This is a genomic window from Paenibacillus sp. 1-18 (assembly GCF_000520755.1).
Classification (GTDB): domain Bacteria; phylum Bacillota; class Bacilli; order Paenibacillales; family Paenibacillaceae; genus Paenibacillus; species Paenibacillus brasilensis.
Map to the genome: position 1 here is coordinate 1 of NZ_ASSB01000063.1, position 13,813 is coordinate 13,813.

General features: G+C 48.1%; 10 protein-coding genes and 2 pseudogenes. 10 read left to right on the forward strand and 2 right to left on the reverse strand.

The window, feature by feature from the left end; all coding sequences use genetic code 11:
* From L693_RS30415 to zapA, 4 genes and pseudogenes are all read left to right on the forward strand, one after another.
* Positions 1-417 (forward strand): annotated as a pseudogene (locus L693_RS30415) (ABC transporter ATP-binding protein); the annotation flags it as partial.
* Between the two features lie 429 nt (positions 418-846).
* A complete protein-coding gene (gene pheS / locus L693_RS0103910; protein WP_269320821.1) occupies positions 847-1,878 on the forward strand; it encodes a phenylalanine--tRNA ligase subunit alpha in 1,032 nt (343 codons plus the stop codon).
* A gap of 28 nt (positions 1,879-1,906) precedes the next feature.
* Positions 1,907-4,354, forward strand: coding sequence for a phenylalanine--tRNA ligase subunit beta (gene pheT / locus L693_RS0103915; protein ID WP_025716144.1), 2,448 nt, complete (start codon positions 1,907-1,909; stop codon positions 4,352-4,354).
* A gap of 207 nt (positions 4,355-4,561) precedes the next feature.
* Entirely contained in the window at positions 4,562-6,586 is a 2,025-nt protein-coding gene (gene zapA, locus L693_RS0103920) for a cell division protein ZapA (RefSeq protein WP_025716145.1), read from the forward strand.
* Positions 6,587-6,739: 153 nt separating this feature from the next.
* Here zapA and L693_RS0103925 read toward each other — a convergent pair whose 3' ends face one another.
* Complete coding sequence (locus L693_RS0103925; RefSeq protein ID WP_025716146.1) at positions 6,740-7,099, reverse strand: phage holin family protein; 360 nt, start codon at positions 7,097-7,099, stop codon at positions 6,740-6,742.
* Positions 7,100-7,252: 153 nt separating this feature from the next.
* Here L693_RS0103925 and L693_RS0103930 point away from each other — a divergent pair, with 153 nt between their 5' ends.
* From L693_RS0103930 to L693_RS0103945, 4 genes are all read left to right on the forward strand, one after another.
* A complete protein-coding gene (locus L693_RS0103930) occupies positions 7,253-9,622 on the forward strand; it encodes an endonuclease MutS2 (protein WP_025716147.1) in 2,370 nt (789 codons plus the stop codon).
* 58 nt (positions 9,623-9,680) lie between these two features.
* On the forward strand, positions 9,681-10,094 hold the full coding sequence (locus L693_RS0103935) for a DUF350 domain-containing protein (protein ID WP_007429540.1): 414 nt from the start codon (positions 9,681-9,683) through the stop codon (positions 10,092-10,094).
* Positions 10,095-10,148: 54 nt separating this feature from the next.
* Positions 10,149-10,868, forward strand: a complete 720-nt coding sequence (locus tag L693_RS0103940) for a hypothetical protein (RefSeq protein ID WP_025716148.1) — start codon at positions 10,149-10,151, stop codon at positions 10,866-10,868.
* A gap of 120 nt (positions 10,869-10,988) precedes the next feature.
* Positions 10,989-12,242 carry an MFS transporter gene (locus L693_RS0103945; protein ID WP_025716149.1) on the forward strand — a complete coding sequence of 418 codons (1,254 nt, stop codon included), beginning with the start codon at positions 10,989-10,991 and terminating at the stop codon, positions 12,240-12,242.
* 109 nt (positions 12,243-12,351) lie between these two features.
* Here L693_RS0103945 and L693_RS0103950 read toward each other — a convergent pair.
* Positions 12,352-12,987, reverse strand: a pseudogene (locus tag L693_RS0103950) (NAD(P)/FAD-dependent oxidoreductase); the annotation flags it as partial.
* 113 nt (positions 12,988-13,100) lie between these two features.
* Here L693_RS0103950 and L693_RS0103955 point away from each other — a divergent pair.
* Positions 13,101-13,337, forward strand: a complete 237-nt coding sequence (locus L693_RS0103955) for a hypothetical protein (protein ID WP_025716151.1) — start codon at positions 13,101-13,103, stop codon at positions 13,335-13,337.
* A 33-nt stretch (positions 13,338-13,370) separates the two neighbouring features.
* Entirely contained in the window at positions 13,371-13,757 is a 387-nt protein-coding gene (locus L693_RS0103960) for a spore coat protein (RefSeq protein ID WP_025716152.1), read from the forward strand.
* Positions 13,758-13,813: the final 56 nt, after the last annotated feature.

Here is a 13,813-nt window from a genome sequence, read left to right on the forward strand (position 1 = left end):
GTCAGCCAGCCGAAGCTGCTGGTGCTGGATGAGCCGACCAACCATTTAGATGCTGAAACTCGAGAAATTGTAGAGGATTCTTTACGCAGCTACGACGGGGCGCTGGTGCTTGTCTCGCATGATCGGGAACTGGTGCGGAGCGTGGCAAACCGCTTGCTCGATATGAAGCCGGGAGGCGGGTATGAACTCTATCAGGGAACAGCCGATGAAAAGCAAGAAGACGAGCGAAGCCGTCAACGGGAGCCAGAGGATCAGGAGCAACGAGAAGAGCGTCTACGATTACAGTTGCGACTGACGGAGCTGATGGGGATGACGGGTATAATGGACGGGAACGATGAGCATCTGAGCGAAATCAGACGCATTCGCGCCAGACTGGATCGGCTGGATTTTTCAAGTATTCATAAGAATGAAGTGTAGGCCCTGCTTGCCAAAGCGCGGTAGTTTGCATATAATAATGAACAATAGTTTGAAATTGAAAATGTCTTGATGGAGAAGAGTAGACAGTGTCCGATTGAACAGGGAGGAAGCGTCGTAGGATTGAGAGCGTTTCTGCAAATAATGGGCTGTTGAAGTTCGCTCCGGAGCAGTTCCTTGAACCTCAAGCGTCATGTAGATGACGAATGGGCAAGTAGAGGATACCGGTTCACGACCGTTACAACGTGCAGAGCGAGATGATGATGCATAGCGTGAATAAGCACCTGTATTGCCGAAAGGCAAAATAATAGGTGAGCTGAGCTTGATTGTCTAACGAGGGTGGTACCACGGTCTTTTCGTCCCTTACCGGGAGAAAGGACCTTTTTTTGTTGTCTGAAAAGCTGGAGATGAAGAAAGGGGACTGAACGGGCGATGAGTGAAACCATCCAAATGAAGGAACATTTGCTGGCCTTGAAGGAAGAAGCACTGGAAGTATTGGAGAAGGTGGCAACAGCCAAGGAACTGGCTGATCTGCGGGTTAAGTATTCAGGTAAAAAGGGTGCGTTGACTGAGATTTTGCGTGGTATGGGCAAGCTGAGTGCTGAAGAGCGTCCAGTGGTTGGGCAGGTAGCCAATGAAGTGCGTGAGGCGATTGAAGAAGTTGTCAACCGCAAACAGGACGAGTTTACGAAAGCAGAGACGAATGAGCGCTTGCAAGCTGAAAAAATCGACGTTACGCTGCCCGGGCGCGCACTGCCACAAGGTGGAGTTCACCCGCTCAACAAAGTGATTGAGCAAATAGAAGACATTTTCACAGGCTTGGGTTACCGAGTTGCAGAGGGGCCGCAGGCAGAGACGGATTATTACAACTTCGAAGCATTAAATCTGCCTAAAAATCATCCGGCACGTGATATGCAGGATTCGTTTTATCTGACCGAGGATCTGTTAATGCGTACCCATACGTCACCAGTTCAGATTCGTGCGATGGAAGCCATGAAGGGTGAAACACCTATTAAGGTCATTTGTCCAGGCACGGTTTTCCGCCGTGATGATGACGATGCAACACATTCCTTCCAATTTCACCAAATTGAGGGTCTTGTGGTTGGGAAAGACATTCGTATGAGTGATTTAAAAGGAACCTTGCTGCAATTTGCACGCGAAATGTTCGGGGAATCGACCGAAATTCGACTGCGTCCAAGCTTTTTTCCATTCACCGAGCCGAGTGCTGAGGTTGACGTTACCTTTGTGAAGAAAAATGGCGAACGCGTATGGATCGAAATTCTGGGCTGTGGAATGGTGCATCCAAAAGTGCTGGAAATGGGTGGTTTTGATCCCGAGGTGTACAGTGGTTTTGCATTCGGCATGGGTGTAGAGCGGATTGCCATTTTGAAATACGGTATTGACGATATTCGTCATTTCTATAATAGCGACCTGTCGTTCTTGAAACAGTTTGCACGTCAATAAATAACTATATCAAGGGAAGTGAACCCATATGAAAGTATCATTCGAGTGGCTGTCCGATTATGTATCGCTGGATCAGGTGAGCGCGGAGGAGCTGGCAGAGAAAATCACCCGTTCGGGCATTGAAATAGATGAAGTCGAACATCGCAACCAAGGGATTACTGGCGTTGTTGTCGGTTATGTCAAAAGCAAGGAAAAGCATCCGGATGCAGACAAGCTGAATGTGTGTATTGTTGATGCGGGTCAGGGAGAAGATCTGCAAATCGTGTGTGGTGCCAAAAACGTGGACGCAGGTCAAAAGGTTCCTGTTGCCGTTGTAGGTGCAAAGCTGCCGGGAGATTTTCATATTAAGAAGGCCAAGCTGCGTGGGGTTGTGTCCATGGGCATGATCTGCTCGGCTAAGGAACTCGGTATGAATGATAAGCTGCTGCCAAAAGAATTGCAGGAAGGCATTTTAGTGCTGCCAGAGGATGCTGAAATTGGTACGCCAATTACGAAGCTTTTGGGGCTGGATGATTACGTACTGGATTTTGATCTGACACCGAACCGTTCGGACTGCTTGAGCATGCACGGAGCAGCCTATGAAGTAAGCGCCATTCTGGGTCGCGATATTTCATTGACTGACCCGGCGAAGGATCTGGTGGAAATCAGCGATGCAGCGGCAGACCATTTGTCCGTGAAAGTGGATACTCCTGAGCTGTGTACGCACTATGCAGCCCGTTATATTACAGGAGTAAAAGTGGGGGCTTCCCCATTGTGGATTCAAAACCGCCTGATGGCGGCGGGTATTCGTCCGATCAACAACATCGTAGATATTACGAACTATGTCATGCTGGAATACGGCCAGCCGTTGCATGCTTTTGACGCGGATAAGCTGGAAAATGGCAACATTGAAGTCCGACTCGCTCGCGCAGGCGAAACATTAATTACACTGGATGATCAGGAACGCAAGCTGGAGCCGCATATGCTGCTGATTACAGACGGTGTGAAGCCGATTGCATTGGCAGGCGTGATGGGTGGAGCCAATTCCGAGGTTACGGATGCGACGGTCAGCATTGCACTGGAATCCGCGAAGTTTGATGGCGGTACGGTTCGCAAAACCTCTCGTCAACTTGGACTACGTTCGGAAGCAAGTCTGCGTTTTGAAAAAGAGGTTGATCCAGGTGCAGTTATACCTGCTGTGAATCGTGCAGCTGCGCTGATTCAGCGCTACGCAGGGGGAACTGTACACCAGGGGATCGTGGAGGCTGCTTCTGCAAAAGCTGAAAATCGCATTATCAAGCTGTCGCTGGATAAAATAAACCGATATTTGGGAACCGAACTGTCGCTGCTTGAGGTTAAAACGATTTTTGGCAGACTGCATTTTGGCTGCGGAGATGCAGAGCCAGGCGTTATGGAAGTTGAAGTGCCTACGCGCCGCGGGGATATTACCATTGATGTGGATCTTATCGAAGAAGTGGCTCGTCTGTACGGTTACGATAACATTCCGACTACGCCTATTGAAGGGCCGACAACTCCGGGTGCATTGACGGCATCGCAATCACTGCGTCGCTCGCTGCGCAAATTGCTGGTGCATGGCGGCTGGCAAGAGACCATCAGCTATTCGTTTGTGCATCCGCAAAGTACAGGGATGTTTAATGCCCTGACAGAAGGCAGCCAGCCGGTTCGTTTGGCAATGCCTATGAGTGAAGACCGCAGCGTTTTGCGCACGAGCATTATCCCACAGATGTTGGATACAGCGGTATACAATATGAATCGGAAGCAGGAAAACCTGGCGATTTTTGAAACAGGCACTGTATTTTTTACAGAAGAGCAAACATTAACTCGTCAGCCGCATGAAATTCAAGTGCTCAGTCTGCTGTTGACTGGAGTGCGTCGTGAAAAACAATGGAATATTGGTGCTGAGAAGGTCGATTTCTTTGATATTAAAGGGGCGCTTGAAACGGTGTTCGACTATTTCGGGTTGAGTGGAAGCGTTCGTTATGTAGCTGATCAACCACAAAATTATCATCCGGGACGTTCTGCATCGGTATGGCTGGATGTGAATGGGAATTCCCGGCGGATCGGTACGATTGGGCAGATCCATCCGGAACTGCAGCACTCTTATGGGCTGAATGATACGTATGTGGCGGAAATTGCTTTACAGCAAGTCATTGAACATGCCAACAGTCATATCCAATTTAGAGAGCTCGCTCGTTTCCCGTCTGTGGAACGTGACATTGCCCTCGTGGTTGACAAAGACGTTGAGGCAGGCGAACTGCTTCGTGTTATTTACGCTGCAGGTGGAGAGCTGTTGCAGGATGCACGGGTGTTTGATGTATTTACTGGCAGCAAGCTTGGTGAGGACAAGAAGAGCGTAGCAATTTCCCTGACCTACCGTCATTGGGAGCACACGCTTACGGATGAAGAGATTAATGCGGCGCATTCTCCTGTCGTTACGTCTCTGGAACAAACTTTTGGAGCGGAATTGAGAAAGTAGCAGGAAATGCGGGAAGCCGTATCGAATCTTAGTGACAGAGGTTCGATACGGCTTTTTGGCCTATCATCATTGAAGCTCTCTACTCTGATATTCACCCGCTGCGGGGAAGCCGGACTATGGGGTTGAACGCTTCACGAAGGGCGGGGTACCATAGAACCGGATACAACTTAGAATCGACATACAGTAGTATTGAAGGAGGGCATAATTGTGACTACACCGGATCGCACTCGCGTCACTGTAGAGATCTACGGTACTTCTTATAGACTCGTCGGCAGTAATCCCGATTATATGAAACAGGTTGCCAATTACGTGGATGAACGCATGCACAGTATTTCTCAAGCTCATTCGCGTCTGGATATGCCCCGAATTGCCGTGCTGGCTGCAGTCCATATGGCAGAAGAGGCCGTACAAATTCAGGAAATTCAGAGCCATATGAACCGATTAGCCGCAGAACGTGCAGAACTTCGGGGAGAGCTGGCACAGCTCCAGACAGCCCTTGGAGAACAGCAGCAGAAAAATACAGATATGCAGCAGTCTCTTATTCAATTGAAGGAAGAGAAGGAAGCAAGCCAGAAGAAATTGGCAGAAACCGAATCCATATCAGCCAAGGAAATTGCTGAATTGAGGAAAAGGCTGGAACAGCAGGAGAAAAAAGCAGCCGAGCTTGAGAATGAACAAAAGCAGGCTAAACGTGAATTAGAGGAGTCCCGTCAGGAAGCTTCCCGCAAATTGAAAGAGCAGCAGGAAGCCGCAAATGCACGTATGCGGCAAGTGGAAGAGCAATCGAAGAAGGATTTGGCTGAGGCAGCAAAACAGGCTGAAGCCAAGCTTTTGGCTGCGGAGAAGACTCATCAGGAACGTCAGCGTACAGAATTGGACAAGCTGCGTGCTGCTTTGCAGCAGGAGCATAGCCAGAAGGCAACTGAATGGCAAACCAAGTGGTCCGGGCTCAATGAGCAGCTGGAGCAGGAGCGTACACAGGCGCAGCAAGAGCTAAGTGAGAAAAATCTCCAGTACCAGGAAGCGGAGAAACGAGCCGAGGAAGCTGCACTGGAGCAGGAGATACGGATCGAGGAGCTTCAGGAGCAATTGGACGAGTTGCAGGCAGGCAAAGCAGAGCTGGCAACCCGCTTAAGAGAAGCGCAAGAGCAAGCAACCGTATTGAAGCAGCAGCAATCCGAGCTGGAATCCCAGTTGGAAACACAGCGGAAGGTCGCAGCAGAACGGGAACAGGCAGATGTGCTTGCGCGTGAAGAGCTGCAAGGCCGTTATGATCTTTTGGCTACGGAAGCCAAGGCTGTGCAGCAGCAAGCAGCTAAGCTAGAGGAAGAGCAGCGCCGGATGCAGAAGCTGCTGGAGCAAGCACATGTTTCCTCTCGCAAGTTGCAAAGCGAACTGGCTGCACTGGCTGAAAGCGAGAAGTCATGGCAGAAGCTTGCTGAGGAACGTCAGCATGCTGTTGATGAACTGGAGCTTTTGATACAGGAGGCACGTGAGCAGAAGGAAGTAACGCAGGAGCAATTGCAGCATGCGGAGGCTGAAGTAGAAGCTGTTAATAGCAAGTTTGCTGTACAACAGCAGCATCTGTTACAGCTGGAAGCCAAAATCAAGGAGCTTTCGTCTGAGCTAATACAAGTTCAGGATGAGCTGGAGCAGGCAAACGATCGTGAGCAGGAAGGAATTCGGGCGTACAACATGCTTCAGGAGCAGCACAGCAGCATAAAGAGCCGTGCTGAGCAATTAGAGCAGAACATAAAGAAACTCCAGCGCGAAGATAGCGAACGGCAAAGTGAATTGGAGCGTACTGAAGAGGAATTGTTGGAGTGGCAACTTAAATATGAGCAGTTGAAGGCCGAGGTAGAACGTTGGGAGGCTGAAGATGCTGTACGTAAGGAAGAATTTGCTGCGTGGGAACGTGAAATCGCTGTAACGGTTGAGCAAAAGGAGCAACTGCAGGAGGAGATTCGTTTGGCAGTTGAAGCTGCCGAAACGGCGAAGGCTGAACAGCAATCTGTAGAGCAGGAACGGCTTGCTCTACAGTCTGAGCTTAATGAAGTAGGGCAAAAATATGAAATGGCGGCTCATCAGCTTCGTCTTTTACAAGTTCAACAGGATGTAGATCGGGAAAATACAGAAAAGATTTCAACGGAATTGCATCAATTACAGGAAGAATACACTAAGCTTCAAACGGAGTACAATGAATGGATTGAGCTTATCGAACAGGATCAGTAGATACGGATTATAGATGTAACGCAAATCCCCGGCTGCTTATCGCCGGGGACTTATTTGTATATTGGATCACGTAAGTGTTGTGTACATGGCAAAAAGCTGTCCTTTGGCAGAACAAATCTGCTTGGGACAGCTTTGCCGCAATGTAAACCGAAATTAATCCTTGGCCTTACGACCAGCTTCAAAAGGTGTCGTTACCGGAATGAACAGATCTATAATCCCGATAACCAATGCAGCGAGCAATGCACCCATTACAGAAACACTCACACTGGTCACAATATATTGAGATACCCAGATAACCAGAGCGCTCACCAGAAAACCTACGATACCGCGTCCGAATGGAGAAACGCGCCGACCGAACATGGCCTCAATGATATAACCAATCAAGGCAATGACAATCGCAAGGATCAGGGCGCTCCAAAAGCCGCCTACACTAAATCCGGGAACGATCCAGCTTACGACCATCAGAACCAGAGCGGCCACGATGAAACGTACAATGTGCCCAAGAATGCTCACGGAATAACCTCCTTCGTTTTTTTGAATTTACAGGGTTAGACAAAGGTTAGTGTGTGGCATAAGGAGCTTTCTTATGTGTAAAACAGTGTTGGCAAATAGCGTAAGTTTGCGGCTTTCGGTATAATATAGATATAAGTGAAAGGAGTAGTGAAGTTGGACTCTAAAATTTTTAAAACCCTTGAATACCAAAAAATTCTAAATAAACTAAGTCACTATGCCCAAACGGCAACGGGCCAGCAAAAAGTTCTTCAACTACAGCCCAGCGATGATTTGGAACATATCAAGAAAATGCTGAAAGGCACGGATGAGGCCTATGCCGCTGATCGGCTCAAAGGAGTGCCTTCATTTAACGGAGTGGTGGATATTACTCCGGCGGTAAAACGCGCCCGTATTGGCGGAACGCTGAGTCCGCAGGAGCTGCTAGGCATTCGGACTACAGTACAGGCTGCACGTCGTATACAAGTGTACGTAGCAAGTCTGCATGAGGAAAATCCTGTCGAAACCTTGCTGTTTTGGAGTGAGCAGCTTTCTGAGCAGAGAGGCTTGGAGAACTCGATTAAAGGCTGTATTGACGAAAACGCAGAGGTGCTGGATTCTGCCAGTACAGAGCTTTCACAAATTCGCCGGGAGCTGCGCTCAGGTGAAGTGCGTATTCGTGAAAAGCTTGATTCCATGATTCGTTCCTCCACCGTCTCCAAAATGCTGCAGGATCAGTTGATTACGATTCGCGGAGATCGTTTTGTAATCCCGGTCAAGGCCGAATACCGTTCTTATTTTGGCGGAATCGTGCATGATCAATCCGGGTCCGGTGCTACGCTGTTTATCGAGCCTGAATCGATTGTAGCTATGAACAACAAGCTGAGGGAAACACGGCTGAGAGAAGAACGTGAAATTGAAGTCATTTTACAAAAGCTGACCGCACTTGTCGCCGAACAAGCGGATATGCTGTTGTATGATGTGGACATTTTGGGCAATCTCGATTTTATTTTTGCCAAAGCGCGTCTTGCCCGTGAAATGAAGGCTACCTTGCCTTTGATGAATGACCGCGGGTACTTGAAGCTGAAAAAAGGCAGACATCCTCTAATCCCGTTGGAGCAAGTTGTTCCCATTGACGTGGAACTGGGCAATTCCTATACCTCCATTATCGTAACGGGACCGAATACAGGGGGGAAAACCGTTACCCTGAAAACCATCGGTCTGCTAAGCCTGATGGCGATGTCGGGACTTTTTGTACCTGTTGAGGATGAAAGTCAGCTATGCGTATTTGATGCAATCTATGCGGATATTGGTGACGAGCAGAGCATTGAGCAAAACTTGAGTACCTTTTCCAGCCATATGACCAACATCATTAGCATCCTGAAAAATATGACACCTAAAAGTCTTGTGCTGCTTGACGAGGTGGGAGCAGGGACGGACCCTGCGGAAGGCTCGGCTCTGGCCGTATCTATTTTGGAGCATATGCATGCCATGGGTTGCCGCATGGTTGCGACGACGCACTATAGTGAATTGAAGGCGTATGCCTATGAGCGCAAAGGAATCATTAATGCAAGCATGGAGTTTGATGTCGCTACATTAAGCCCAACTTACCGTCTTTTGGTCGGTGTACCTGGACGAAGCAATGCTTTTGCCATTGCCGAGCGATTGGGCTTGCCGAGCCGTATTTTAGACTATGCCCGTGGCGAGGTAACGGAAGAAGACCAGCGCGTCGAGCACATGATCGCGTCACTGGAGCAGAACCGTCTGACGGCTGAGCAGGAGCGGGAAAAGGCAGAGCAGCTGCGCAGGGAAATGGAAGCATTGCGCAGCCGTCACCAGACTGAGCTGGATAAGCTGGAGTCACAACGGGATCGTATGCTGGAAAAAGCCGAGGATGAAGCAAGAGTTCTCGTGGATAAGGCTCGAAGTGAAGCGGAGAAAATCATTAGCGATTTGCGTAAACTCGTTCAGGAAGAAGGAGCTTCAGTTAAGGAGCATAAGCTGATTGCAGCTCGTAAAGAGCTGGATGAGGCTGAACCAAAGCAACGCAAGAAGAATACAGTCAAACGTGCTGCTGCCACACGTACTCGTTCTATTATGGCCGGAGATGAGGTATCAGTTCATAGTCTGAACAAAAAAGGCCACGTGGTCGAGCTTGCTGGTAGCAAGGAAGCTGTCGTTCAACTGGGTATCATGAAAATGAAGGTCAGTCTGGATGATTTGGAACTGCTGCAGCCTGCTCAAACAACTGCACCAAGGGCTCAGAAGCCAGTGACAGGCGTCAAACGAACACGGGATGATAATATACGCAATGAGCTTGATCTTCGCGGAGCGAATGTGGAGGAAGCCCTGATCGAGGTAGATCGCTTTATGGATGAAGCGTTTTTAGCCAATCTGGGGCAGGTTCACATTATTCATGGCAAGGGTACGGGAGTTTTGCGTACTGGCATTCAGGAATATCTTCGCAAGCATAAGCATGTGAAAAGCTATCGCATTGGTAATTACAATGAAGGCGGCACAGGGGTAACTGTTGCTGAATTGGAATGAGTTACGCGTTCCCGGCTTCTGCCGGCAAGCTCCGTAGAACGGGAGGGATGAAGTGAAGATGGCGATTGATGAATTGCTGTCACATCCGTTGGGAATGATGCTGGGCTATTTCTCGGTGGCGGTGCTGGAGCTGATTGTATTTTTATCATGCTTTGAACTGGTAACCCGGTATAAATGCTGGGAAGAGATCAAACGTGGGAATATTTCGGTCGCGATGGCTACGGGCGGGAAAATGTTTGGCATTTGCAATGTGCTCCGCTTTGCTATGGAAGCCAAGTCCAGTGTATATGATACGATGATTTGGTCGTTCGTTGGCTTTTTATTGTTGCTTGCGGCGTACTTTCTGTTTGAGTTTCTGACACCGGTATTTTCTATCGATCAAGAGATTAAGGAGGATAACCGCGCTGTTGGCTTGTTCTCCATGATTATTTCGATATCGTTATCTTATGTCATTGGTGCTAGTGTGACTTGACACATCCTGTATACTAAAGCTTGGTATACGCTTGGAACGGAAGGATGATAAAGCTTGGAAATGACTATTTGTCCATGGTGTAACATGGAAATTATTTGGGATGAAGAACTGGGACCTGAAGAAGAGTGTCCTTACTGCCATAATGACCTGAAAGGATATTCAGACATAAATGATGATGAAGATGAGTCTGAGTCGGCTTCTGCGTCTGTACCCAGACATACGGTAAAGCATCGGGATGACTATCCGCAGCATGAGCACAATCATGCGGCATCTGACAACTTGGTGCTCCATTCTCATGAGAAGGAAGCACTAAAGGGCTATCGAACCCTGAGCATTCAGCTTGGTGATGATGAGGAGCAGGATATTTTATATGAGGCAGAGGATGAAGCGGTAGTTGAAAAGCCAGAGGGCGCTCCATTGTTGCAGGACAATGAGCTTCATAAGCTGCCTGTGCTGCATACCTTGCAAAAATTTGAAGAAAGCGGTGCGGATTTGATGGCTTATGAGCAAGGTGCTGAACAAATACTTGACAGACAGGATGAGGTTCTTGAATGCTCCCAATGCGGTGAATATATGCTGCATGCGGGTACACAAACTGTAACCGGAGAAGGCTTTAACCCGTCGCTCTCTCCTGCGCTTGGCCAGCCTGTTCTGGACTTGCCGTTTGTTTTAAATGTTTATGTATGTCCGAGCTGCTTCCATGTTCAGCAGACGCTTTCAGAAAATGACCGACTGCGGATGCTGGAGAAGCTCAGTGGTATTTCCAACAATTAAATAGCATTTCCCCGGATAGTCCCAAGCTTATTATGGGCATTTTAAATCGAAGAGATCCTAAAGAAAGCTGACTTGTATGTAATTAGCTGGTGGGTGATTTTCGGTTAGGGGGAACTGCATTTGAAATCAAACCTAAACGGACAATCCATTCTGCTGCTAAGCTTGAATGGATTGTTTGTGTTTGCAGCAGCTTTGTCCGGCACTTTTCTTAACGTATATTTGTGGAAAAGCAGGCAGGATTACGCAATGATCGGCTGGTTTAATGTCAGCCAGCAAATTGCGCTGGGAATTATGGTCTGGGTGGCTGGAAAATGGGTCAAGGAACATAATAAAATGAATGCTCTGCGCGTAGGGACAGCCATGTCCGGCTTATTTTATTTGATCGTATTATATACGGGACCGCAGGCTGTGAACTACATATGGCCGCTTGGGATGTTGTTAGGGGCAGCCTTGGGTTTATTCTGGCTGGCGTTTAATGTGATTTTTTTCGAAGTCACAGACCGGGTAAGCCGTGATCATTTTAACGGTTGGGTGGGTTTGCTTGGCTCGTTTTCTGGTATTGTGGGTCCTTGGCTGTCAGGCTGGATTATTGCCCGAATGGAGGATGATGCGGGCTATCGCGTAATTTTTAGCATTTCCCTGGCGTTTTATGTCGTGGGGGTGGTGTTAAGTTTCTTTCTTCGTAAGCGCAAGCCGACAGGAAAGTACAATTGGAAGGAGCCCAAGCAACGATTGTCACAAAAAGGAAGTATGTGGCGCCCATTGTCGTTATCCCTTGTTGCACAGGGCATCCGCGAAGGCGTTTTTGCCTTTCTGATTACACTGCTTGTATATGTGGTTACACAGCAGGAGTGGAAGCTGGCGCAATTTTCACTTATTACGTCAGGTGTTTCGTTTTTCAGCTTTTGGGCTGCTGGCAAATGGCTCAAGCCACACTATCGCTCGGTCGGTATGCTGCTGGGTGCCGTGCTGCTGGTGATTGTATTACTGCCTTTATTGTGGCGCATGGAGTATAGGACACTATTGATCATGGGGATTGGCACCGCCTTGTTCATACCCTTGTATTTAATCCCTATGATCTCTGCGAGCTTTGATCTCATGGGGACGAGTGAAGGAGATGCCAACCAGAGAGTCGAGCTTGTTGTATTGCGTGAGCTATGCCTTATGGTCGGCCGATTGACTGGAACGTTAATTTTTTTGGGTGTATTAAGTATTAGCAAGGCTCCTGCTGCGATGATCTGGTTGTTAATTGGACTAGCGTTAATGCCGGTGGGCGGATGGTTTTTTATGCGAAATGTGCTAAAAATGGAGCAAAAAACAAAGCAAGGCACATCTCATTCCAATACAAGACGCTGGCATAAGCAAACAGAATAGTCTGAAAAGACTATACAAAACCTCCAAATCCCGCTTTAGACGTGGATAGGAAGGAGGTTTATCGCGTTCCATATGATTAAGCCAGTGGCTTCGTTGTTTCGGGCGCCGGAAATTCAAAATGCTTGGCATCCGTATGCTCGAATATGCGTACACCGAGACGGCTGGCAGATTGAAATAGTCCTTGGGCTAACTGAAATGGATTAACCTCGGCATCTTCGTGTGTATATAGTGCTGCCGGTTTTCGAAAAGGAAACCTGGCAGCCACCTGCTGCTCATCCCAGTATTCCACTGGGAATCCAAACCGGGTTAGCTGTTTGTACTCTTCCTGGAGCACCTGTACATCCTCCGTTGTACTCGCATAGTACAGGCTGCTGCGTCGAATAAAGGAAGGATTGATATCCAGTGTGGCAGCCAGCTTTTCCAACTGATCCAGAGCGTCCTTGCACATACGGTAAAACAGCACACCGTTAGTCTCACCAAACGTATTGATGAATGAGGTCAAGGTCTTGTCATTGCTATATTGCAGCAATCCGGTATTCGCCGAAGAACTTCCATGTACCAGCTTGCGCTTGTCAATAACCACAGTGTCTACATTCCGCTCTCCCAACAGTCTGGAGCAAAGTGAGCCACTCATCCCGCCCCCGATGATCAATACATCACAATTCAAATCCTCTGCCAAAGGTGAAAAGTCCAGCGTCTGCTCCAGAGTACTCGACCAAAACGTATTTCCACTAATCAGTTCCATAAAATAGAACTCCTTTTAGGCAATATGTAGTATCTCATATATGTCGTACATAGTATTTCGCGAAACGGACAAGATAACCAGCGTGCAACAAATCATTTAAGGAGGCACAGACTATGCAATCTATGAACATGCAACCTTTGACTGGCAAAGAGCTGGAGTACATCGTGGACTCCATTTCTAATGAAGAACTTTTGCTCAAGCAATGTGCGGCGACAGCAGCGTCTATTCAGCAGCCAGCCATTCAACAAGCCTGCTTGCAGTTCGCGAGAACACACGAACACCACTTGAACCTGCTCTTCAACGCTCTTCAACAGCACCAACAGCTTGCTCCTATGCAACCGCAGCAGTAATTTAGCATCCACCAATAAAGGAGGTATGACAGGATGTATCCACAGAACAATATGTCATTTATGCCCGAAGAAGACTTGCTCCATACCATTCTTGCTGATATGAAACGTACAGTTGGGGAGTATACAACGGCGACTACCGAATCCAATTGTCAATCTGTACGCCAGCTGTTTACCGACCTTACGAACGATACGCTTCGTCTGCAAGGTGATTTGTACCGTCTGATGAGTCAGAACAATATGTATTCTGCCTCGTCCAAGGCACTGCGCGTCGATTTGGATAAACAAATTCAAGAGGCTCGCAAGACTCAACAGGAATGCCAACAGTTCATTCAGCAAAAATCGTCCTCTGCAGGAGGATATGGTCAGCCTATGCATCAACAGGGACAGCCTTCTCATCAACACAACCCTTATTATATGTAAACGGGTTACTTTAGTTTTGAAGCAATTCCATTAACAGCCGTCCGTCTCCTGGGTTT